The organism is Heliorestis acidaminivorans, assembly GCF_008933955.1.
Lineage (GTDB): Bacteria > Bacillota > Desulfitobacteriia > Heliobacteriales > Heliobacteriaceae > Heliorestis > Heliorestis acidaminivorans.
This window is the reverse complement of sequence record NZ_WBXO01000007.1, coordinates 47,802-69,719: the sequence shown is the minus strand read 5'-3', so window position 1 is coordinate 69,719 and position 21,918 is coordinate 47,802. Positions and strand designations below refer to the sequence as shown.

Sequence of the window (21,918 nt, the reverse complement as noted above, 5' to 3'; positions counted from 1 at the left end):
GTTTTTCGTGCACATATTAAAACTATGAAAATTGAAGAATTGCAAAAAAAAGATTTACAATATATCTGGCATCCTTGTTCACAGATGAAAGATTACGAAGAATTTCCACCCATTGTAATTGACAGAGGCGAAGGCCCTTACCTTTACGATCTTACTGGGCGTTCCTATTTAGACGCTGTCTCATCTTGGTGGGTTAATCTTTTTGGTCACAGCAACCCTAGAATTAATGAGGCTGTTAAGAAACAGCTTGATAAGCTAGAGCATGTTATCTTTGCTAACTTTTCACATCAACCAGCTATTGAGTTGGCCGAAAAAATTGTAAATATAACACCTGCTGGACTCAATAAGGTCTTTTTTGCCGACAATGGTTCTTCTGCTGTAGAAGTAGCTATGAAACTAAGCTTTCAGTACCATCAACAGACAGGTCGAGGAGAAAAGACTCGCTTCGTCGCTCTCACCGATGCTTATCATGGAGAAACTCTAGGTGCTCTATCAGTTGGTGACATTGACTTATACAATAGAATCTATAAACCTATGCTCCTTGATACCATCAAAGTAAGTGGTCCTGATTGTTTTCGCTGTCCCTATGACCAAGAACGTCATACTTGTCAAGCAGACTGTTTCGAGGAAATGGAAAAAACTATTGTAGATAAGCACTCAGAAATCTGCTCTGTTATCATTGAACCTCTAGTGCAGGCCGCGGCAGGAATGAAAATTTATCCTCCTCAATACCTGACAAAGTTAAGAGCTCTCTGTTCAGACTATCATATTCATCTTATTGCCGATGAAATTGCTGTAGGCTTTGGTCGAACAGGTCAGATGTTTGCTTGTAACCATGCCGCTATTTCTCCTGACATTATCTGTCTTTCCAAAGGACTTACAGGCGGCTACTTGCCTCTATCACTAGCTGTAGTTACCGATGAAATCTACCAAGCTTTTTATCATGATTACAAAGAACTGAAAGCTTTTATGCACAGCCACAGCTATACAGGAAACCCGCTAGCTTGTGCCGCCGCTGTGGAGACACTAAATATTTTCCAAGACGAATCTGTCTTAGAGCAAAACAAGCTAAAGTCTGCTAAAATCAAAGAAGTTGTAGAAAGCCACTGCCAGGGCCATCCCTACATTGGTGAGTTTCGACAACTTGGCATGATTGGCGCTTTAGAACTAGTGGCAGATAGAGAAACTAAAGAGGCTTTCCCTTGGGAGCAAAGAGTAGGCTATCAGATCTATAGAAAAGCTTTACAAGAAGGTTTACTCTTGCGACCTTTAGGCAATGTCTTATACTTCATGCCACCTTATGTTGTTACTGATCAAGACATAGAATTTATGGTTACAAAAGCTTTTAGAGCTCTAAATGAATATTTTGGTTTATCTTAAAATATTGATTGTTTTAAGCACACTTATATAGGATTGCATCATTCTTTAACTATTTCTCATTCCCTGCTAACTCCTAGCAGGAATCAAAGCTACAATGTAGAAAGAATAAAAATCAATCAATTCCATAATAAGCAGAACAGGTCATCTATCGGTTCACAGTTATCTAGCATTGCTGTTATGATATAGCTCATGTTTTTAGAATACCGATAAGATGTTAAAAGGGAAGTTCGGTAACAAAGCCGACGCGGTCCCGCCACTGTGACGGGGGATGTTCTCTCTTAATTAACCACTGGCAGTACTTCTGCTGGGAAGGTTAGAGAGTACGATGAACCCAAGCCAGGAGACCTGCCTGATTCTGATCACCGTTAGAACCTACGGAGTATAGGGAGGTGACGGCAGAAGCACATAGGGCATCTGTTTAGTCGTCCTCATTTCCCCTCGAAGGAGAAGTGAGGATTTTCTTGTTTTCTATCTAATGTGGGGAGTGAGAAATTCTGGCAACTTTTTTTTCAAGAAAAGTACGCTTAAAGCTCTTTTCTTTAATAATCTTTTACGCTTTTTTGCTAACACCATTTACTCATCTAGATCTAAGCAAGGAAGCTTGGGCTCATGGAACGCGGTTAGAATATCAGGCTGAAGTTACGATAAACTTGCAAGCTCGTTATGATAATAATGAGCCTATGAGCGGTGGTCAGGTATCTGTCTTTGCGCCCGGTGAACTCTCTGAACCTTGGATGCAGACTTACTGTGACGAAGAAGGTTTTTTTAGCTTTACACCTGATATGATGCGCCCTGGTCTCTGGGAGGTACATATTAATCATGACGGACATGGTGCTGTGATTAATATCCCTGTTGGCGATGATATGCCCTTATCCGGGTCAAGTAGCAGTGTAACGAAATTGCAAAAAGCTATTATGATCGGCTCTGTTCTCTGGGGCTTTTTAGGTACGGCTCTTTATTTTTCAAGAAGAAAAAGTGGTCCACTACCACAAGGAGGCCATAAAGATGCACATACCTGATGGGATCTTACCACTTTCTGTTGGCCTAGCCGGCTATGGTCTTGCCGCCTTAGGAACTGGCTATGCCCTACATAAGATTCGCCAAAAAGAAGATCCGCGCTCAGATGTACCGAAAGCGGCCCTCTTTACAGCCGCTTTCTTTGTTGCATCCTTGATTCATATTCCCATTCCACCAACAAGTGTGCACTTGATTCTCGGTGGCTTAATGGGTGTTGTTTTAGGCTTTTATGCTATGCCAGCTATTGTAATAGGCCTTTTTTTTCAAGCGGCTATGTTTCAACATGGAGGTTTGACGACCTTAGGTATTAATGCTTGTCTAGTTGGAATTCCCGCCTTATTAAGCCACTTTCTTTTTAACTTACGCCATCAACGTGACTGGTCTAATAAACCAGTAGTTGTGACAACTTTAAGCTTTCTAGGGGGAAGCCTAGGCGTTTTGTTAACTACTATTATGGCTACTTTTTTGTTATTATCAATGCTTCCAGCACATCTTGATCATGATGTGGCACGGACAGGTATTTATGTAATGGCTTTTTCTCATCTTCCATTGGCGTTGATTGAAGGTATAATAACAGCTATGGTAGTAACTTTTCTGCTTCGAGTTAAGCCAGAATTACTAAAAAGTGAAACTAACCACGTCAAAAGTGATAGTCACATAGATATGTAGGCTGATGACAACAGTATTATACAAAATACAATCTTAACAATGGCAAGAACTTTAGGGGAGGTGACCTATGGTGGGCCTAAAGCTAGATCCCTTTGTTCATAGAAACTCATGGCTCCACCAGTGGGATCCGCGTTATAAATTTATCGGCTTGATGTTCTTAATTTTTGCTTTTACTCTAGTACAAGAAGTACATCTAATTCCTGCCATGGCTCTAGTTACAGCTCTATTATTCCTTCAATCTTCCTTACCTTGGCGGGTCTGGTTATCTAGATTGCTTGTACCTGCCTTTTTTTTATTAGCTCTGGCCATTGTACTACCTTTTTTTGCTGGGGAAACAGTGCTCTGGCAGTTAGGGCCTTTAGCCCTTCGGTTAGAAGGACTTTTAGCTTTTTTACTAGTAGCTGGTAAGGTCCTTTCGATAATAACTATTGTATTTATTCTTTTTGCTACAACTCCTATGTTATTGGTTATTAAAGCTATGCGTTCTCTTGGTTTACCAGAGCTAATGGCAGATATGCTTCTATTTACATATCGCTACTTGTTCCAACTACAAGATGATTACGAAGGACAATCAACAGCGGCTCGTCTACGGGGTTATCAAAACTCTACCTCTTCCTTACAAACGACTTCTTTTTTGCTTGGTACTTTGTTAGTGAGAAGCTATGAGCAGTCAGAAAGAATATACAAGGCCATGCGCTTACGTGGCTATGGGCAACATGCTTTTTATGCTTATCCTTTTTCTGCAGAGTCCAAAGATCGATGGATATTCTTGTTGGTAACTCTTGTAGCCTTAGTCTTTGCTCTCTTAGGCTAAGACTAAGGCTGTTATTACTATAGTAGCTAGTTTTTACAGGAGATGAAGTAGTTGACAAGTGCAGTTTTGGAAGTTAAGGATCTTTCTTTTTGTTATGAAGAAGGAAGACCAATATTGCAAGATCTCCATCTCACAATTAGAGAAGGGGAACGAGTTGGTCTTATCGGTCCTAATGGAGCTGGCAAGACTACTCTTTTTTTGCTTGCAGGAGGCATTCTAAAAGCAGTTTCTGGTCAGATCAGACTTTGCAATCAGCCTGTTGTTCCTGGCATTTTTCGCCCTGAGCTAGGCATGGTTTTTCAGAATGTAAATGATCAGTTATTTTGCCCTTCTGTTCGTGAAGATCTCGCTTTTGGCCCTACTAATATGGGCTTATCTCCCCAAGAAGTAGAGAGAAGGGTACGTTCTGCTTCTATTGAGACAGGAGTTGAAAAATTATTAGAACGGCCACCACATCAGCTTTCCGGCGGTGAGAAGCGCATGGTTGCTATGGCTGGCATCTTGGCCATGGGTTCTCGTCTTTTGCTTCTAGATGAGCCTTCTGCTAATTTGGATATGCGTTATCGTCGTCGCTTAATTAATTTATTGCAAAAGCGACAAGATTGTTCCATGCTGATAGCTTCTCATGATTTAGAAGTTCTTCTTGAGTTATGTGATCGCGTTATTCTTTTAGCAGAAGGTACTATTCAAGCTGATGGTCTGCCCAAAAAAATAATGGCCCATACCGATTTAATGCATCAGTATGGACTCGAAGTTCCTCATTCATTACGACGAAGCCTTAGGAAGTTTTATATCAGACGAGGTTGAGTGAACATCACTCTCGGGCTTACCAACATGAAAGCCTTGTGAATAATTTACATCTAATTGACAGACCCAATCTTGTACTTCTGTGCAATGTACAAATTCGGCCACCGTTTTTATGTCCAACTTTTTAGCAAAATTAACGATAGCTTCTACTACCACTTTAGCATTTCTATCTTGATGTATATTCTTAATCAACTTTCCATCGAGCTTTAAGTAGTCTACATCTAATTGTAATACATGATAGAAGTTGGAGTAGCCTGAACCAAAGTCATCGACGCTTATTCTACAGCCTCGTTTTTTTACTTCTGTAATAAAATCAATAACTTGCTCGTAGTTATCAATACCTTCTGATTCAAGAATCTCAAAAATTAGACGGCCTGCTGTATCAATATTGTCATCCAAATGTTTGATTATAAAATCACGCATATCCTGGTTTAATATATCTTCAATAGACAAGTTTATAGAAAAATCATATTGACAATTCTCAAAGCATTGAAAGGCTTTTCGAATAACTTCTTTCATCAATGGTAAGTATGTTTTTGTTTTCTTGGCAATTGGTAAGAAAGTATTAGGTAAATGAATAATACCTTCTTGATCTCTCAATCGAACAAGACATTCGTACTTAGCAATCTGCCCAGTTTTGTTATCGATTATAGGTTGATAAAAAATTGTAATTCCTTGTTCTTTAATGGCGTATTTTATCTTTTTCATCCACTCAATGTTGTTTTTAAACTCATTTGCTAGACCATGACTTTGATCATAAATAGCGTATTTTTTATTATCTGTTCTAGCTTGGTACAAAGCAACATCAGCTTGACGTAATAAATCTTTATTATTAGATTCGTCATTATTTACTTTATCGTTCCAGGCAAATCCGATAGAAAAATTGCGGAAAATCTCATAGTCCTCGATCTCAAAAGGGACTGTTTCTAGTTCTTTAATTATACTTTTTGCTTGTGCTAAACAGTAATCGTAAAGCTCTAGATCTGTTTCTAGATTACTCCCTTTTTCTATAAGTAAGGCAAATTCATCACCTTGTAAGTGATAACACTTAAAAGGTGTTTCTTTTATTAGTTCCTCTATACGGTTTGCTATTTCTTTTATAAGCTTATCGCCGTTGCAAAAACCATAAACATTATTTATTTCTTTGAAAGAATCTGTGTTTAAGAGAAGTAAGGCAAGCAGAGATTTTTCCTCTATATCTTGAAGTAAGGCAAAGCGATTAGGCAGACCTGTTAAATTATCGACTGATAATCTTTCTAATTTTTTAATCTTTATCTCTTTTTCTCTTTGTAAGATCACTTTATGTAGAACTTTGGTCAACTTATCCACATTAACAGGCTTAATAATAAAGTGATCGACACCTACACTGATTGCTTTTAATAGATTATCACTGTCGTTGTGAGCTGAAATAACAATAACTGGCTGGTTAAGTCGGTACTCTTCCATCGCTTGCACCATATCTAAGCCATTCATATTAGGCATGGCAATATCAGTTATAACAATATCGATTTCTTTGGATTTGCTACGAAATATTTCTAGCCCCTCTTCGCCATCTTGGGCTAGGAAAACTTGATGGAAAAATCTTTTCAAAATCCTTTCCATCTGTATTCTTATATTCTCGTCATCTTCGACAAGCAATATGGTGAGCTTTCTGCCTTTTTCTTGTAATTCCTTAAACATCGCCTTCTGACTCCTCTTCTCGTCAATCTATTTAGTCATTGAGGTTTTCTAGGCTTTCCGGCAGTATGATCTGAAAGAGAGCTCCTCCATCTATGTTCTGTACTTGTATTTCACCATGTAATTTGGCTTCTATTATGTTCTTGCAAATCGAAAGGCCCAAGCCTGTGCCATGGCCTTTTTCTTTTGTCGTAAAATATGGATCGAATATTTTATTTATAATATCTTCTGCTATGCCACCAGCATTGTCGTATAGTTCTATTATGTAAGAGCCCTCTTGTCGTATGGTCAGACTAATTTTTTTGTCTTCTTTTGATAGACCATCAAAAGCTTGAATTGCATTTGTTATTAAGTTAAGCAAAACTTGTTGTATTTCTTTTTTGTAAGTTTTTAGCTTAAAACCTTCTTGAATATGCCACTCTAGCTTAATATTACTGCTAAAAAGCTGTGCTTGCAACATTCCTCCTATATCTATTAATAATGCTTCTATATCTATATCTGAAATTACTTGATCATGACGAAAGAAGTCCATGAAATCTGTTATTGTTCCCGACATATCTTCTGCTCTTTGCAGAATAAAATCACAGGACTTTCTGATCTGTTCTTCATCTTCCCCTAACTCTAGATCAATCAGAATATTCGAAGCGGCTAAACTAATACTATTAAGGGGCTGTCTCCATTGATGAGCAATAGAGTTTATGATTTCACCCATTGCCGCCTGTCGTGCATTACGTTGAAGAATTACATCTTTTTGGCGGCTTCGAATTACTTCTTTGTCAATTCTATCTGCTAAGGTTTCATTCAACTGAGAAAGCTCTTCTTCAGCTTTCTTACGTTCCTCTACCTCTTTAATCATCTTTTGATGGGAAATACATCCTTCTAAAGAAATAGCAAACTTTTTGAAAACCTTATCTAGTTGTTTTATTTCTTTTTCATCAAAAAAGCAACTTTTCGCCTGAACAGAGTAGAGTTTTAGGTAACCTAGATTGCTCAGTGGAAAGATTACATAAGTGCCGCTTTTGATATTATTTTCATGAACAAAGTCTTGAAAATAAGGGCTTCCCTCTGTAATAGATAGGTAATCTTTATTTTGAAATACTTCTCGTAAGCGCTCACATTCTTTAATGGAGCGCTCTTTTATGAAGTAACGTGGTTTACCGTAAGAAAGCTGTAATTGGTTAGGATGTCCTTGTGGTAACAATTTGTCTTCTCGCAACCAAACAGCGGCATAACTTAAGTTTTTGCGAGCTAATAAGATTTTTAGAAAATTATCACAATTTTTTTCCAGTTCAAGGGATTGGCCTATAGAAAGAGCCATTTCATATAGAACTGTAAGGTTTTTGAAAATATTATCAGCGGCGCTCATAAAGAACACCTACAACAATGGTTTTGTTGAAAAACTCCAAATAACCATCGCCATAGGAAGATACTTCTCCTAACGTAAGAGCCCCTATGGGTGTATGAGGCATTTCTTGTTCTACCCTTTTACAAATAACCGTCAATTCACGTTCAAAATCTTTTTCCATAAAAAGCACTCTTGAGATACAGTCAAAAATTAAACATCCACTATAATTAGTAGCTTTTTCTAGAAAGCAGTCTTCAGCCGCCAATCCAGCCGCTTCGATAAGTTCCTCTGTTTTTCCTCTTAAGATGTCAAGACTAGCATCTTCAGGAACTTCTCCTACACATACTAAATGGCCTTCTTCATTAATAGCAATAGGATCGCGTACAATGCATTCTAAGTTTTCTTTGACTAAGCCAAAAGGATAACCTTTGGCTACTTCAAAAAAGTTATCAACTCTTAGTTCTACGCCTGCATCTTCTTCCACGACTTTACGATAAACAGCAAAAGCATCTTGCCAGTTCAATTGGCTAATTATATTTTTCTGACTTTTCGTGGCTACCAAGAAACCTTTTACTTTTTTCCAGCCATGGCGTACACCGAGATTGATTTGTTGACGTAGAAATGCAACAATTGCTCCGTCCTGATAAATTCCATCTTCAGTGAATAGGCAGGGCTTTTTGACAAAAGTTAAAGAGCCTGCACCTCCACCAATATAATTTACACCTGGTCCAAAGTGATCATATAGGTTTGACAAAAATGTAGCAATATGGGAAGAGAGTCCGTCTACAATTACTAAGGCTGTGCGATCCATCATTTTTTCTACGAACGCTTCTTCCTCAAAAACAGCTGGTAACTTAGGTTCATCACTATCTAGTCCTTCAATTACATAGGGCTTCTCTTCTAAATCTAAGAGTGAAAGTAAAGCTCCGTCATCGTATTTTTTATGACCATAAATAACACTTGTAAAAAGAGCACCGAAGAAGGAAATACCACGTTCTTTTAGAGCTATTTGTAACTCTTTTAAGTCATAGTTACCTTTTTCACCTAGTAATAAGAACAAAGTCTTTCCTTGCGGTATAGTTAACTCTTCCACAGTTGTTAGAATTTTTTCATTTGTAGCTTTTTCTATAATCATTACGAGAGCCTCACTTTCAAAGACACCAAAAAAACAATATGAAGTAAAGTAACCTATCGCAGAGGTACTTTACTTCATTTTAACAGATATTCACACTTTTTTCTTTATGCTTTTCTATTAATATTTTATATTTTTTCGCAAGCAAGCCTAATTGCGTATAGTCTTTTATTCTGCTAAAACTTTCTCTAAAGAACTATAGATTGATTCAAGAGATAGTGGTTTTCCGATGAGGTCATCAGTCCAAACCGTCCATTCATCACATAAAGGAGCTGTGATCAGCTCTCTGGTCATGGCTATCATTTTGGGCAGTCTTTCTTTTTCTAGGGAAAGACTATTAATTAGCTCTTTGCCATCTCCATCAGAAAATTGTAACTCCATCATGATCAGATCTGGCCGAACAGCTTCGATCTGTGCCTTAGCGGCGACTAGATTAGCAACAACATTAACCTGAGCTCCTAGGGAAGTAAAGAGACGGCGTAAGAGCATGACGGAAACAGCATCTTCATCAGCTACAAGCACTTTCATACCATGGATTTTATCTTTTAATTTATCCATAGAAATAGGGTCTGACCGCTGACTTTTTTCTGACATCTTTTGCAAGTAACGTACAGGTATAGTAACTGTAACAGTCGTTCCATCATCGATCTTAGAGTCAATCTTTATAGCACCTTGCATAGCTTGAATTAGTTTTTGTGTTATCGTCATTCCTAATCCTGAACCATAGAGAGCTTTTACATCTCTGTTCCTATAAAAAGGTTTAAATATCTGCTGGATTGTATCAGCTGACATTCCTATTCCTTGATCTTTTACTACAAAAACTAATTGATCGTCTTGCTTTTTAATTGTAAAAAAGACTTTTCCCTGAGCTTTTGAATATTTTACCGCATTATCTAGGAGGTTCAGGAGTACTTGGCAAAGCTTGGAGAAATCGCATTCTATCAAGTACTCTTCTGGTACTTCATTATTTTCTAGATATTCTATTTTGTTGCGCTTAGCCTTATAGGCAATGATCACGTTAACCTGCTCTAAAAGCTGTGGTACGGAGAAGACCTTGTTTTCAATGACTTTCTTACCTAATTCAATAGATGATAGCTCTAGCACTTGATTCAATAGATCATTGAGGTTTTCTGCCGCTTTATAAGTTGTATCAAATAATGATCTCTGCTCAGCTATATAATCTGTCTCTGACATGGAACTATCAGGGGAAGTTTCTATACCTAATTGACTCATGCCTAAGATAACATTTAATGAGCCTCTCAGATCGTGAGAAAGCTCAGCAATAAATTGTGTCTTCAAGTGATTTGCTTTTTCTGCATTTGCTTTGGCCTCAGCCAGTTCTTCTACCAGTTCATGTTCTTTCGACAATGCAATTTGTATTTTTTCCTGTAGATCATATTGCTCTGTAATGTCGTAGGCCACAATTAACAAGCCTAGTACGGAGCTATATTCCTTCAGGAGAGGTACATAATCAATATTAAGTTTTTTGCGTTGCCAGGTCACGACAGTTCTAGAGACAGGAACTTCTTCACCACAAGTACAAAGCTCTAAATACTTTTTCAAATCATCAAAAATAGTTGGTATATTTAAAGCAAAAAAGTTGCGTTGCAATGCTCGATAAGAAGGAATGTCAAAAAGATGAGCCGCCGCTGGATTCCATTCCATCACAATGCCTTCTAAGTCAACTGCAATAATAGCTACGTTTAAGCTAGAAAGCACACTGTTCTTCAAGCTAGATACAGTCTGAAGCTCTAGCGCTCTAACTTCCATTTCTTCGTTCATTGTTTCTAGTTCTTCATTAGCGGCTTCTAATTCTTCATTCAGTGTTTCTAGTTCTTCATTAGATGACTCTAGTTCTTCATTAGTAGTCTCTAGCTCTTCGTTAGCCGCTTGTAGCTCTTCTATAGCCGTTTCTAATTCTTCATTAGCGGCCTGTAATTCCTCACGTTGTAAAGCTTCTCCTACATCATCATCTGATTTATCAAAAATATTTTTTAGAGACGCTTTTCTTTCATTTATATTGGTGATGATCAGTTCACTAGGACTGGTTGCCAAAAAGTTATTCTGGTTAGCTCCATTACCTTCTACATTACGCCTTATGTTGGTAATTATGTTGGTAGCCAAGTTATCTGAATTATTAATATGACAGTTATTTTTGGCTTGACGATGCATGGAGAAGCAAGTCTGATAAAGTCTCCAGCGTCGGTCAATAACTCTAAAATAATTAGGTAGAATAGATGTTGTTTCTGACTTACCCAAGAACATATAGCCATCTGGATTGAGAGCATAGTGAAGTTTTTTTAGGACTTTCTTCTGTAGCTCTTTTTCAAAGTATATAAGTAGATTACGACATATAATAAGGTCCACTTTAGCAATTGGAGCGGAATTAGTCACATCTTGTACACCAAAGACGACCCAAGAGCGTATTTCTTTTTTTACTTTACTATAGCTACCATAATTCAACATGTACTTTTCTTGATATTTTTTCGGAATCGTTTCTGTTTTAGTGTGATCGTATTGGCCTCGCCGTGCTTCTAAGACAGCTGATTCATCAACATCGGTAGCGTAAATTTTGACTTCTAACTTTTTGCCCTTTTCCTCTATTATATCAGCAATTAAAAAAGCAACAGAATAGACTTCTTCCCCCGTAGAACACCCCACTGACCATACTCTCAAGGTTTCTTCTTCTTCTTTTTGTTCAATAAGTGGTTCTAGACAATTGCTACGCAATGATGCGAAAGCTTCTTCATCTCGCATAAAGTGCGTAACATTGATCAGTAACTCATTGTGAAGTTGCTCCATTTCCTTGGGGTTTTTCCTCAAGTATCCAATGTAGTCTTTGATACTTGTGATGTGCAAATGCCCCATTCGCTTGCGAATGCGCCTCTTGAAAGTAGAGCGACGGTAGTTAAACAAGTCGATTTTTAAGTTTTTTCTTAGCAATTCTATAATTTCTATATGCTCGTCTACGGTTAGCTCTTTGCGAACAGCTTCTGGATCTTCAATGATCTGTGAAATAACTTTGGAGATTTCGTGCAGAGGAAGTACGAAATCAATAGCACCTGTATTGATGGCGTTTTGAGGCATTGCATTGTAACAACTGTTGCTCGATTCTTGAGCAATGGTAAAGCCACCATTTTCTTTGATAGTCACAATTCCATTGCTTCCATCTGATCCTGTGCCTGATAGAATAAGTCCTATCGTTTGGTTACCAAAGGCATGGGACGCTGATTCGAACAAAACATCAATAGAAGGACGGGAAAATTTCACTTTTTCTGATTCGGCATCAAGAATAATTTGATTTTCCTGTATGATTAAATGATGGTTCGGCATGGCTACATAGATAGTGCCGCCTTTGATGATTTCGTTATTTGTTGCTTCTTTCACTTTCATTGTTGTCGTCCGTTGCAGGATAGACGTTAAGTGAGAGGGATATCGTGGCGATAAATGCTGAACAACGAAAGCGACTAATTTATCATTAGGTGGTAATGTGCTCAATACTTCTTGGATAGCACGTAAGCCACCGGCCGACGCACCAATAACAAGTACCCAGAGATCGTCTTTCAGGGCTTCTATTTTTTCCTCGGTCATCTATAACCCCCCTTAGCAGGTGGTAAAATTTTACACACGCAAACTTGTTCATTGTTTGAACATTCTTCATTCTTTACTTTTTTCCTGCACAAAAATAAAAAAGACAAAAAAAGAAAGCCCCTTTTAAGAGCTCTTCCACAAAAGCATCTAGCAGTTACAGCTAGCGATATAGTTTAATTGAAAACTTATATTTATTACCACGAAAATAGTTTTTACTATATTGTATTTGCTGGCCATCGTCGGCAAATAATTTTGTTCTTACTAGCAAGAGAGGAGAATTATTAGGTATCTTTAAGAGCTGAGCTGTTTTTTCTGTAACTATTACGGACTCCACCGTTTCTTTAGCATAAGCAATTTTGAGATTCATTTCCTTCTCGTAATATTGCATAAATGAGCCTGCGGCTATTCTTTCATCTATTTGCGAGATAAGTTCTTTGGCAATAAAGATCATCTCATAGGAGATAGGAACATTATCAACGATTCTGACTCTTTTTACTTTTATAATTGGAGCTTTTTCTCGAATATTTAAACGGTTGGCCATGCTTTTCGATGCTTCATCATATTCAAGAAAGAGTACTTTATTAACTAGTTCTTTACCTAGATAAGCCATATCTTCAGAAAAGCTTGTATATCGGTTCTCTTTATTGATTAAGTTTTTATCTTTTACAAATGTGCCTTTCCCGGGGATACGATACAAGTAACCTTGATTTACAAGGTTGCCTATTGCTTGTCGTATCGTATGTCTGCTTACGCCCCACTGCTCGATAAGCTCTCTTTCCGATGGAATAAGTTTGTCAATCTGAAAAAGATTGCTTTCAATTTGACCTTTTAGCCATTCCTCAATTTGATAGTAGATCGGAAATTTTGAGTTCTTATCAATCATAGGTATCACCCCCGGATGCTTCAACATAGCCTTTTAATTCAATCTAATAATTTGTACTTCCTTGTAGAGCATGTTGAATTTTTCTATATCGATATAACCTGTCTCCACATGCATAGCGTTGAGTATGCCACAAGTAGTACCGACACGTAAGACTTGTTCGTTAGTACTTTTCTTTGTTATCTCATAAGCCATACCTGCCACCATAGCATCACCTGAACCTACAGGGCTTTTGACTTCTATGGTAGGAATTATTACCTTATAGATTTCCTTGTCACATCTTGCCATAGCGCCACCTGCACCTAGGGATATAACTATGTTTGGTATAATTCTTAGTTTTTCATCTTGTAGAGCTAATAAAACTTCTCTTTCTGTTCTAATTTCTCTCTCTAAGAGACTTGCTACTTCTGATATGTTGGGCTTAATAAGGTAGGGCTCTGCTTGGATTGCTTCTTTTAGAGCATCTCCGCTTGTATCTAAGATAAAAGGGATCTTTCTGAACTTAGCTTCTCTGATTAGGTGACAATAATAATCTTTACCTAGACCTGCTGGAATACTACCGGAAGCCACAATTGCTTGAATCTCCCGTAACTTGTACAATTCCGTTAAATCTTGAAAAAACTTTTTCGCTTCCTCTTCTGTAATCTTAGGGCCTCTTTCTAGCATTTCTGTATGTTGGCCTGCTTGATCTATGATGGCAATACAGTTTCTTGTATCTTCTTTACATTGCGTGAAGCGAGAGATGATGGACTTTTTTTGTACTTCTTCTGCAATAAATTGCCCTGTTGTGCCGCCTAAAAAACCTGTAGCAATTACATCTGCACCAAGTTGTTTAAGTACTTTCGATACATTTAGCCCTTTACCACCAGCTGTTTTTACGTATTGATCACTTCGATTTGTTTCTCCAAGTAGAAAAGAGCTCACATAATAACAAGTGTCGACGGCCGGATTAAGCGTAATTGTTACAATCATGGCCTACCCTCTCTATGCCTTCTGTTGACTTCCACAGAGAAGAATCTTCTCTTTCACTACTTTTTTGATCGCTTCTTTGGCTGGCAAAAAGTACTTTCGAGGATCGTTTTCTTCGGGATTAGTAATAAAAAATTCACGGATAGCTTGGCTAAAGGGGATTTTTAATTCTGTGGCAATGTTTATTTTACAGATGCCTAACTCCACCGTTTTGAGCAGACTCTGATCCGGGACACCGGAAGCACCGTGTAGCACCAGTGGTACATCTATCATTTTTCTTATAGCAACTAGTCTTGCAAAGTCAAGCTTCGGTTCTGCTTTGTATAAGCCATGGGCTGTCCCGATGGCGATAGCTAGGGAATCTATACCTGTTCTTTCTACAAATTCCTTGGCCTTCTCTGGATCAGTATAACATTCTTGATTTTCACTTACAACAAGGTCCTCTTCTACGCCACCGATCCTGCCTAATTCTGCTTCTACAGTCCCTCCAAGGGCGTGGACATATTGAACAACTTGCTGTACTTTTGCTATGTTTTCTTCAAAAGATAAGTGGGAAGCATCGATCATAACAGAACGACAGCCCAGATCGACGGAGTCTTTTATATCTTCAAAAGACTCGTGATGATCTAAGTGGAAGGTTAGCGGAATCATAAAGTGCTGGCTCATTTCTTTGATAATGGCAGATATATAGGGACTACCATTAAATCGTAATGTACCTGGTGTAGCCGCTAAGATCAGAGGGCTTTTCATTTCTTCTGCCGCTTGAGCAACAGCTAATGCTGTTTCGAGGTTATGTATGTTGAAAGCTGGTACAGCGTAGCCTTTTTTCTGTGCTGTAAGTAACATTTCTTTCGTTGAAATCAACATTCTATCACCACTTTTCTTTTTTACTTATATAAAGCTTTGTAGATTTCGCTCAATTCAGTTAATGTGCTGTTTCCTTCCATAGGCCCTTTTTGGGTAACAGCTTTAGCGCCAGCAATAGTAGCTAAGCGAAGTGCCTTAATCGGCACTATATCTTGGTTAATAGCAGAGACAAAAGTGCCTGCAAAACAATCGCCCGCTCCAGTGGGGTCGACTTCTTTTACAGGATAGGCTTCTACATGGGTAACTCCTTCTTTGGTATACATGGAAGCGCCAAGACGTCCTCTTTTTATAATCACTATTTCTGCTTTTTGAGCTAATAGTTCTTTAACACTTTTTTCTTCCTCTGCTTCACCAGTAAGGTAGTAGAGCTCATCTTCACCAGCTAAAATTATTTGTGATTCATTGAGGATATGGACAAGCTTTCTGCGTTTTTCTTCATCTTTGATCACTTCTTTTCTTACATTAGGGTCAAAAGTAATCAAAGAGCCATTGTGAGCCGCCAATTCCATACCTTTTATAATTGCTTTATAGATAGGCTCGTTAAAAATTGCCGAACCCATGATGTGAAAATAATTGCATTCTAGGAATAGCTCTTCCGTAATGTCATTTTCATCAACAGCACCACAAGCGGCCTTAGCAATATGAAAAATAAAGTCACGATCACCATTTTCATAATAAGTTACAAAAGCAACGCCTGTCGTTTCATCATCAAGTACTTTAATCCTGGATATATCTACACCATTTTGCTCCAGCCGAGTAAGATTCAATTTACCAAAATCATCTTTTCCCACAGCTGATATAATCATGGCAGAACTGCCACATTGAGCCGCTTGATCTATAAAGATAGCTGGTGCTCCACTGGGAAAAGGACCAACAAATTCACCAGCTTGGTCAAATTTTTGTCCCACTTTTTTGGTCATTACTTCAACCAATATTTCTCCGATTGTAATGATTTGTGCCATTTGCTTACGCCCTTCCCTATGTTGATTTAAGTTATGTTATTTTGCTAACAACCGCTCTTTATTTCTTACATCAATATAGACGGCGATGATAATAATCAATCCTTTGACGATTTGTTGATAAAAGTAGGGCATCCCGATTAAGTTCATACCATTGTTGATCACACCCATGATCAAAGCACCGATAAAAGTACCGATTACCGTTCCATAACCACCTGATAAGCTCGTTCCTCCTAGAACTGTTGCGGCAATAGCATCAAGTTCATAACCTACAGCTACGTTCGGTTGAGCCGAGTACAGCCGTGCACTAAGTAAGATACTGCTTACTGCGGCGGCCAAACCTGTGATCATGAAGATCTTCATTTGCAGTCTTTTGATATTAATGCCTACATATTCGGCAGCGACGCGGTTGCCGCCTACAATCTTCGCTTGTCTACCAAACTTCGTTTTGGAAAGTACGACATGGGCAATAATCAGCAAGAGTAGCACAATTACAACAGGTACAGGTATCAAGTCAAAAATCTTACCATTACCTAGATACAAGATAAAGGGGTTATCTATTTGGATTGGCCTAGCATCGGTGATGGCGTAACCAATTCCACGAAAAATCCCCATGGTAGCAACAGTAACTATAAAAGTGGGGATTCTGAATTTGGCACTAATCATACCGTTAAGTAGTCCTGCTAGAGCACCCACAACTAATACGATAACAATTGACACAAAAGCGCTTTGCCCACTTGATAACATAACACCTAGTACAATTCCACAAAGAGCTACAATTGAGCCAACAGAAAGATCAATCTCTCCAATCATTAAGACAAAAGTCATACCGTAAGCAAGGATAGCTATAATCGATACTTGTGCTAATATCGTTAAGAGGTTGTTAGTTTGTAGAAAGTGCGGGCTTAAAAAGGAGAATAGAATTATCAATCCGATCAAGGCCAGAAAGACACCATTATAGCTTTTTGCTATTTTTCTATTCTTTATCAGATTGCTTAGCTTGTCCAAATTGATCACCTCTTCCAATAATGTGGGTCATTATTTCTTCTTGCGTAGTACTTTTTGGATCTAGTTCTGCAATGATGCGTTTCTTATTGATTACTAATAGGCGATCTGATACATTCAAAATTTCCGGCAAGTCTGAGGAGATTATAATAATTCCTACACCTTTTCTAGCTAAATCAATCATCAGTTTGTAAATTTCATATTTAGCACCGACATCAATACCACGGGTCGGTTCATCTAAAATTAAGACTTCTGGTTCTGTTTCAAACCATTTAGCTAATACAATCTTTTGCTGGTTACCACCACTTAGTTTATTAACGGTCTGTTTGAAGCTAGGCGTCTTGATTCGCAAATCATCAATTTGCTTCTCTGTAATATTGATTTCTTTTTGGGTATCTAAGAGCCGAAACTTAGTAAGCAAACTACTCAGATTAGCCATAGTGATGTTTTCATAGACACCTGCTGTTAAGACAAGCCCCTCATGCTTTCTGTCTTCTGTGACAAAAGCGATATTATTTTCAATGGCTGAATAAGGATCATTAACTTTTACTGGCTTACCATGTAAGCACATTTCGCCACTATCTTTTTTGAGAATCCCAAAAATACCTTTGGCTATTTCTGTTCTACCTGAACCCATCAGGCCGTATAAGCCTAATATTTCTCCAGGTCGTACATAAAGATTGATATCATAGAAGAACTTATTTTTGGTGTAATTTTTTATTTCGAATAACTTTTCATCTTTTGTATAGGAAAAGTCTTTATGAGGATAGACTTGATCCATCTCTCGTCCTACCATCATTTTGATTAATTCTTCAGATGTGGTTAGGGCTGTTTCTACTGTTCCAATGTATTGTCCATCGCGCAAAACCATAATGATATCAGTTATGGCAAAAATTTCTTCCATGCGATGGGATATGTAAACCATGGCAGTGCCTTCGCTTTTATATTTACTAATGATTTTGAAGAGTTTTTCTGTTTCCTTACTGCTGAGTGCCGATGTAGGCTCATCCATAATGATGATATCAGGCTTAGTTGATAAAGCTTTGGCAATTTCAACCATTTGTTGATTGGAGATGGACAAATCTTTTACGACCGCCTTGGGATCAATATCAATTTCCAATTCATCGAAGAGCGCTTGAGTCATGGAAATCATTTTCCTGTCATCTATGAGACCAAATCGAGTTGGTTCTTGAAAGGCATAGATGTTCTCGGCAACTGTTAAATTAGGGCATAAGCTCAACTCTTGATAGATAATGCTGATACCTAGTTCTTTAGCATCGTTTACGTTTTTGATTTCAACTTTCTTACCTTTAATGAAAATTTCTCCGCCATCAGGTTTATAAGATCCTGATAAGATTTTCATCAATGTAGACTTACCGGCACCATTTTCCCCTAGCAAAGCTAAGACTTGGCCTTTTTCAAGCTCTAAATCGACGCCACTTAAAGCAACAACACCAGGAAAAACTTTTTTTATGCCTTTCATTTTCAGAATTGTATCTGTCATTTTACAAACACTCCCTTCGGTTCAAAAGTTGGCTAGGCGTTCAAAAGCTGGTCCGAACGAGTGCCTCATAAAAAGCTCTTAAGTAAAAAGAATAAAGCTTTGTAAAAAACTGAAGAAATATCGTTAGCGATATTTCTTCAGTTTTTGGTCTATTCAGTTATCCTTTTTACTTTTTATTTAACATCAACGATTACTTTGCCATTTTCTACTGCCACATCAACAAAGCCTTTGCCGTAAATATAGAGACCAGGAGTAACAGGAACTTCTTTGTCTACTGCTTCTCCCTTAGCTAGTTTCACAGCATTGATAACACCTAAAGAGCCCATTTTTTCAGGGTATTGTACAACTACAGCTTTGAAAGCATTGTCTACGTCTACAGAGTTTCTAGCTTCTTCTAATCCGTCAAAACCAACGACAATAGCGGAAGAGTTTCTTTCCGTAATGGCGGCGTTAGCGGCAATAGCCATATCATCACCAAAACCAAAAATACCTTTTAAGTTAGGGTTGCTTGTTAACATGTCTTCAGAAGCAGACTTGGCTTCTTGACGAGTACGACCTGGCAATTCTGCAACAATTTTCAAGCCTTCATGAGTAGCAGAAATCTCCTTGAAACCATCAATTCGATCGCGTACCGATTGTACTTCTGGATATGTAATCAAGCCAATATCGCCAACACCATCTAAGTATTGAGCCATGGCTTCAGCGGCAATCATACCACCACTATAGTTATCTGTAGCGATGTGCGATCCTACTTCTACATCATTTGCGCGAATGTCAACAGTAACAACGGGAATGTTAGCCGCTTGAGCTTTTAAGATAGCACCTTTTACGCCATCGGAGTCTACAGGTGTGATGATGATAGCGTCAACGCCTTTGTTGATAAAGTCTTCAATAGCTGAAATTTGTCTGTTTAAATCTTGATCTGCAACAGAAATGTCTAGAGCTACATTTTGGTTTACTGCTTCTTGTTCTAAAGCTGTTTTAATGGATACGTAAAAGGGGTGAGATTGTGTTAAGATGGAGGCACCAATTCGAATTTGCTTTTCACCGTCGTCACTTGTTGAAGTTGTTCCACAGCCCGCTAGAATTGTTACTACCATGACAATAATCAGTAGTAAGCTTAGCTTCTTCTTCATGAAAAATCCTCCTTGCTTTGTGAAAGTTGCCGCTATAGCTAGATTATATAGACAACTGGTACGGACGTCCATACCTTTTCTCTTGTGTTTGTTATAACTTTTTATTATAACGGCTTGCTGGCGGCACAAAAAGGACTGAGAAGTTAGTCGGCTTATGCCTAACTATTCTCAGTCCTTTCAAGCTTTTTAACGAGATTTATCATATAGTAGGTATTTTTAAAGTAGTAGGTATTTTAAAGCTTATCGATTTGCTGATTAATCTTACGTATTTTTGCCTCTATCTCTGGTGTAATGATTGCTTCCTCTTCACCTTGTTGAGTTTCTATTTGTCGAATTTGTTGAAATATTTTACGGTCTGTCGTTACGTGAATACGATAACCTTGATACTCATCTTGCTCTAAAACCTTTTCGGCGATCTGATTGCGTATGCTACGCAAGCGCAAGCGGTCAAAGCCTTTTACTTTTATTGCCGTAGAAATATCTCTATCGATTACAACAGCCGTACTATCTTCAACACCTTCTACGGTCATGGCAATTTCTTTTATTTCTTCCACTCGATCAGGTCGATATATAACAGGCTGTCCGCTAATATTGCTATGAAATTCTACTGCTTTTCTCTGCGCAGGAATGCCACAAGCTGTCAACAAGGGTTGCAGAGTAAGTGTTACGATTAGCATTAAAAGAATCTTTTTTCTCTTGGTGCTTAGGCTGTTTATATTAATACTGTTTCTCTTGAGAGTGCTTGAGCTCTTAATTCTAGACACTCGCTTTCACCTCATTTCCTACCCTTTCGGTTTAGCGAGCAAAGCCGCAATAAAACCAAAAATAATGGCCGCCGAAATACCAGCACTAGTAACTTCGAAGATACCAGTTAGAATACCGACAAGGCCTGTATTTTCTGCTTCTTGTAATGCTCCTTTGACAAGGGCATTACCGAAGCTTGTAATCGGTACTGTTGCACCAGCTCCAGCAAAGTCGATGAGAGGTTCATATAAGCCTAGTCCCCCTAAGATAGCACCTACAACAACTAATATGGACATAGTATGAGCTGGTGTTAATTTGGCTAGATCGAACATAAGTTGTCCAATTACACAAATTAAGCCTCCAACGAGAAAAGCCCAGAAATAGATCTCCACTTTCCCCTAACCTCCTTAGGCCTCGTATTCTATAGAAACGGCATGGGCGATACAGGGAATAGATTCATTCTGTTGATAAGAGATGGGAGAAAGTAGCGCTCCAGTAGCAACGATAAGGACTTTTCTTAACTCTCCCTTTTTCATTCTATTTAATATGTGTCCATAAGTCACCGTAGCAGAGCAAGCACAGCCGCTAGCTCCGGCCATAACAAGGGGTGTTTTCTCACGATCATAGATAAGCAATCCACAGTCTGTTAAGATTTTTTCTGATATACCCATGCGGTGTTTGATTAAAAGATCGCGCAAGATATCATGGCCTACAATGCCTAGATCTCCAGTTGCGATCAAGTCATACTCTTCTGGTCTAATGTTACGGTCTCGAAAGTGGGCTGTTATGGTATCAGCTGCTGCCGGTGCCATAGCGGCGCCCATATTAAAAGGATCGCTTAAGCCCATATCAACGACGCGACCGAGGGTGGCTGAAGTTACTTTAGGACCTCTTCCTTCTGGGCCTAACAAAGCCGCGGCGGCTCCTGTTACAGTCCACTGTGCCGTTGGTGGTTTCTGTGAGCCATATTCAGTCGGATAGCGATATTGTTTTTCTACTGCCGCATTATGACTAGAAGTACCGCATAGAACATACCTAGCGGCGCGGCTATTAACTAATAGTGCGCTCATAGCCAGTCCTTCCATAGATGCGGAACAAGCCCCGAAGATACCTAGATAAGGTACTGCTAAGGTTCGAGCTGTGAAGCTACTAGAAATATCTTGGTTCATCAAGTCGCCACTGAAAAAAAACTGAATATCTGTTTTTTCTAGTCCTGCATCTCTTATTGCTATCTCACAAGCTTCTTCTAGCATTTTCTGTTCTGCTTTTTCAAAGCTTTTTTGACCTACGTAAATATCGCCATGGAGCAGTGAAAAATCTTCAGCTAGTGGTCCTTCTGCTTCAAAAGGCCCTCCCACTACGCCTGTAGACAAAATAACAGGCTTGTTGTCAAAGAGCCAGGTTTGATGTCCTTTTAACATT

At 38.5% G+C, this 21,918-nt stretch carries 19 protein-coding genes and 1 riboswitch; of the genes, 5 read left to right on the top strand and 14 right to left on the bottom strand.

Annotation, left to right across the window (positions count from 1 at the left end):
* Positions 1 to 24: 24 nt before the first annotated feature.
* The 5 genes from bioA (at position 25) to F9B85_RS09900 (ending at position 4,687) form a co-directional block, all read left to right on the top strand.
* On the top strand, positions 25 to 1,380 hold the full coding sequence (bioA, locus tag F9B85_RS09920) for an adenosylmethionine--8-amino-7-oxononanoate transaminase (RefSeq protein ID WP_151620448.1): 1,356 nt from the start codon (positions 25 to 27) through the stop codon (positions 1,378 to 1,380).
* A 166-nt stretch (positions 1,381 to 1,546) separates the two neighbouring features.
* Positions 1,547 to 1,747, top strand: a riboswitch (cobalamin riboswitch).
* Between the two features lie 193 nt (positions 1,748 to 1,940).
* Positions 1,941 to 2,399 carry a carboxypeptidase regulatory-like domain-containing protein gene (locus F9B85_RS09915; RefSeq protein WP_151620446.1) on the top strand — a complete coding sequence of 153 codons (459 nt, stop codon included), beginning with the start codon at positions 1,941 to 1,943 and terminating at the stop codon, positions 2,397 to 2,399.
* The gene (gene cbiM / locus F9B85_RS09910) at positions 2,386 to 3,066 is read left to right on the top strand and encodes a cobalt transporter CbiM (protein ID WP_151620444.1); all 681 of its coding nucleotides are present in this window, start codon (positions 2,386 to 2,388) and stop codon (positions 3,064 to 3,066) included. Before F9B85_RS09915 ends, cbiM begins: the two co-directional genes overlap by 14 nt.
* A 67-nt stretch (positions 3,067 to 3,133) precedes the next feature.
* Positions 3,134 to 3,880 carry a cobalt ECF transporter T component CbiQ gene (gene cbiQ / locus F9B85_RS09905; protein WP_151620442.1) on the top strand — a complete coding sequence of 249 codons (747 nt, stop codon included), beginning with the start codon at positions 3,134 to 3,136 and terminating at the stop codon, positions 3,878 to 3,880.
* 51 nt (positions 3,881 to 3,931) lie between these two features.
* A complete protein-coding gene (locus F9B85_RS09900; protein WP_151620440.1) occupies positions 3,932 to 4,687 on the top strand; it encodes an energy-coupling factor ABC transporter ATP-binding protein in 756 nt (251 codons plus the stop codon).
* Here F9B85_RS09900 and F9B85_RS09895 read toward each other — a convergent pair.
* From F9B85_RS09895 to spoVAD, 14 genes are all read right to left on the bottom strand, one after another.
* Positions 4,646 to 6,367 (bottom strand): two-component system response regulator, encoded by a 1,722-nt coding sequence (locus F9B85_RS09895; RefSeq protein ID WP_151620438.1) that lies wholly within the window; start codon positions 6,365 to 6,367, stop codon positions 4,646 to 4,648. The two genes, F9B85_RS09900 and F9B85_RS09895, sit on opposite strands and share 42 nt — an antisense overlap.
* A gap of 31 nt (positions 6,368 to 6,398) precedes the next feature.
* The gene (locus F9B85_RS09890; RefSeq protein ID WP_151620436.1) at positions 6,399 to 7,730 is read right to left on the bottom strand and encodes a sensor histidine kinase; all 1,332 of its coding nucleotides are present in this window, start codon (positions 7,728 to 7,730) and stop codon (positions 6,399 to 6,401) included.
* Entirely contained in the window at positions 7,717 to 8,844 is a 1,128-nt protein-coding gene (locus F9B85_RS09885; protein ID WP_151620434.1) for an FIST signal transduction protein, read from the bottom strand. The genes F9B85_RS09890 and F9B85_RS09885 overlap by 14 nt, the downstream gene beginning before the upstream one ends.
* Positions 8,845 to 9,009: 165 nt before the next feature.
* Complete coding sequence (locus F9B85_RS09880) at positions 9,010 to 12,432, bottom strand: chemotaxis protein CheB (RefSeq protein WP_151620432.1); 3,423 nt, start codon at positions 12,430 to 12,432, stop codon at positions 9,010 to 9,012.
* Between the two features lie 160 nt (positions 12,433 to 12,592).
* Positions 12,593 to 13,315 (bottom strand): GntR family transcriptional regulator, encoded by a 723-nt coding sequence (locus F9B85_RS14925; RefSeq protein ID WP_151620430.1) that lies wholly within the window; start codon positions 13,313 to 13,315, stop codon positions 12,593 to 12,595.
* Positions 13,316 to 13,348: 33 nt separating this feature from the next.
* Positions 13,349 to 14,284 (bottom strand): 1-phosphofructokinase, encoded by a 936-nt coding sequence (gene pfkB / locus F9B85_RS09870; RefSeq protein ID WP_151620429.1) that lies wholly within the window; start codon positions 14,282 to 14,284, stop codon positions 13,349 to 13,351.
* A gap of 12 nt (positions 14,285 to 14,296) precedes the next feature.
* Positions 14,297 to 15,148 carry a tagatose-bisphosphate aldolase subunit GatY gene (locus F9B85_RS09865; protein ID WP_151620427.1) on the bottom strand — a complete coding sequence of 284 codons (852 nt, stop codon included), beginning with the start codon at positions 15,146 to 15,148 and terminating at the stop codon, positions 14,297 to 14,299.
* A gap of 20 nt (positions 15,149 to 15,168) precedes the next feature.
* Positions 15,169 to 16,110, bottom strand: coding sequence for a sugar kinase (locus F9B85_RS09860; RefSeq protein ID WP_151620425.1), 942 nt, complete (start codon positions 16,108 to 16,110; stop codon positions 15,169 to 15,171).
* Between the two features lie 36 nt (positions 16,111 to 16,146).
* Positions 16,147 to 17,124, bottom strand: coding sequence for an ABC transporter permease (locus F9B85_RS09855; protein WP_423245055.1), 978 nt, complete (start codon positions 17,122 to 17,124; stop codon positions 16,147 to 16,149).
* Positions 17,084 to 18,616 carry a sugar ABC transporter ATP-binding protein gene (locus F9B85_RS09850; RefSeq protein WP_151620417.1) on the bottom strand — a complete coding sequence of 511 codons (1,533 nt, stop codon included), beginning with the start codon at positions 18,614 to 18,616 and terminating at the stop codon, positions 17,084 to 17,086. The genes F9B85_RS09855 and F9B85_RS09850 overlap by 41 nt, the downstream gene beginning before the upstream one ends.
* A gap of 173 nt (positions 18,617 to 18,789) precedes the next feature.
* The gene (locus F9B85_RS09845; RefSeq protein ID WP_151620415.1) at positions 18,790 to 19,752 is read right to left on the bottom strand and encodes a substrate-binding domain-containing protein; all 963 of its coding nucleotides are present in this window, start codon (positions 19,750 to 19,752) and stop codon (positions 18,790 to 18,792) included.
* Between the two features lie 233 nt (positions 19,753 to 19,985).
* On the bottom strand, positions 19,986 to 20,429 hold the full coding sequence (locus tag F9B85_RS09840; protein ID WP_151620413.1) for a YhcN/YlaJ family sporulation lipoprotein: 444 nt from the start codon (positions 20,427 to 20,429) through the stop codon (positions 19,986 to 19,988).
* Positions 20,430 to 20,534: 105 nt separating this feature from the next.
* On the bottom strand, positions 20,535 to 20,888 hold the full coding sequence (gene spoVAE, locus F9B85_RS09835; RefSeq protein ID WP_151620411.1) for a stage V sporulation protein AE: 354 nt from the start codon (positions 20,886 to 20,888) through the stop codon (positions 20,535 to 20,537).
* A gap of 15 nt (positions 20,889 to 20,903) precedes the next feature.
* Positions 20,904 to 21,917 (bottom strand): stage V sporulation protein AD, encoded by a 1,014-nt coding sequence (gene spoVAD, locus F9B85_RS09830; RefSeq protein WP_151620409.1) that lies wholly within the window; start codon positions 21,915 to 21,917, stop codon positions 20,904 to 20,906.
* Between the last annotated feature and the right edge of the window lies 1 nt (position 21,918).

Excerpts from the sequence above, each read along its gene's own strand:
- bioA (WP_151620448.1), top strand. The coding sequence starts at position 25 with ATGAAAATTGAAGAATTGCAAAAAAAAGATTTACAATATATCTGGCAT.
- cbiM (WP_151620444.1), top strand. The coding sequence starts at position 2,386 with ATGCACATACCTGATGGGATCTTACCACTTTCTGTTGGCCTAGCCGGC.
- cbiQ (WP_151620442.1), top strand. The coding sequence starts at position 3,134 with ATGGTGGGCCTAAAGCTAGATCCCTTTGTTCATAGAAACTCATGGCTC.
- F9B85_RS09895 (WP_151620438.1), bottom strand. The coding sequence starts at position 6,367 with ATGTTTAAGGAATTACAAGAAAAAGGCAGAAAGCTCACCATATTGCTT.
- F9B85_RS09890 (WP_151620436.1), bottom strand. The coding sequence starts at position 7,730 with ATGAGCGCCGCTGATAATATTTTCAAAAACCTTACAGTTCTATATGAA.
- F9B85_RS09885 (WP_151620434.1), bottom strand. The coding sequence starts at position 8,844 with ATGATTATAGAAAAAGCTACAAATGAAAAAATTCTAACAACTGTGGAA.
- F9B85_RS09880 (WP_151620432.1), bottom strand. The coding sequence starts at position 12,432 with ATGACCGAGGAAAAAATAGAAGCCCTGAAAGACGATCTCTGGGTACTT.
- F9B85_RS14925 (WP_151620430.1), bottom strand. The coding sequence starts at position 13,315 with ATGATTGATAAGAACTCAAAATTTCCGATCTACTATCAAATTGAGGAA.
- pfkB (WP_151620429.1), bottom strand. The coding sequence starts at position 14,284 with ATGATTGTAACAATTACGCTTAATCCGGCCGTCGACACTTGTTATTAT.
- F9B85_RS09865 (WP_151620427.1), bottom strand. The coding sequence starts at position 15,148 with ATGTTGATTTCAACGAAAGAAATGTTACTTACAGCACAGAAAAAAGGC.
- F9B85_RS09860 (WP_151620425.1), bottom strand. The coding sequence starts at position 16,110 with ATGGCACAAATCATTACAATCGGAGAAATATTGGTTGAAGTAATGACC.
- F9B85_RS09850 (WP_151620417.1), bottom strand. The coding sequence starts at position 18,616 with ATGACAGATACAATTCTGAAAATGAAAGGCATAAAAAAAGTTTTTCCT.
- F9B85_RS09845 (WP_151620415.1), bottom strand. The coding sequence starts at position 19,752 with ATGAAGAAGAAGCTAAGCTTACTACTGATTATTGTCATGGTAGTAACA.
- F9B85_RS09840 (WP_151620413.1), bottom strand. The coding sequence starts at position 20,429 with ATGCTAATCGTAACACTTACTCTGCAACCCTTGTTGACAGCTTGTGGC.
- spoVAD (WP_151620409.1), bottom strand. The coding sequence starts at position 21,917 with ATGTTAAAAGGACATCAAACCTGGCTCTTTGACAACAAGCCTGTTATT.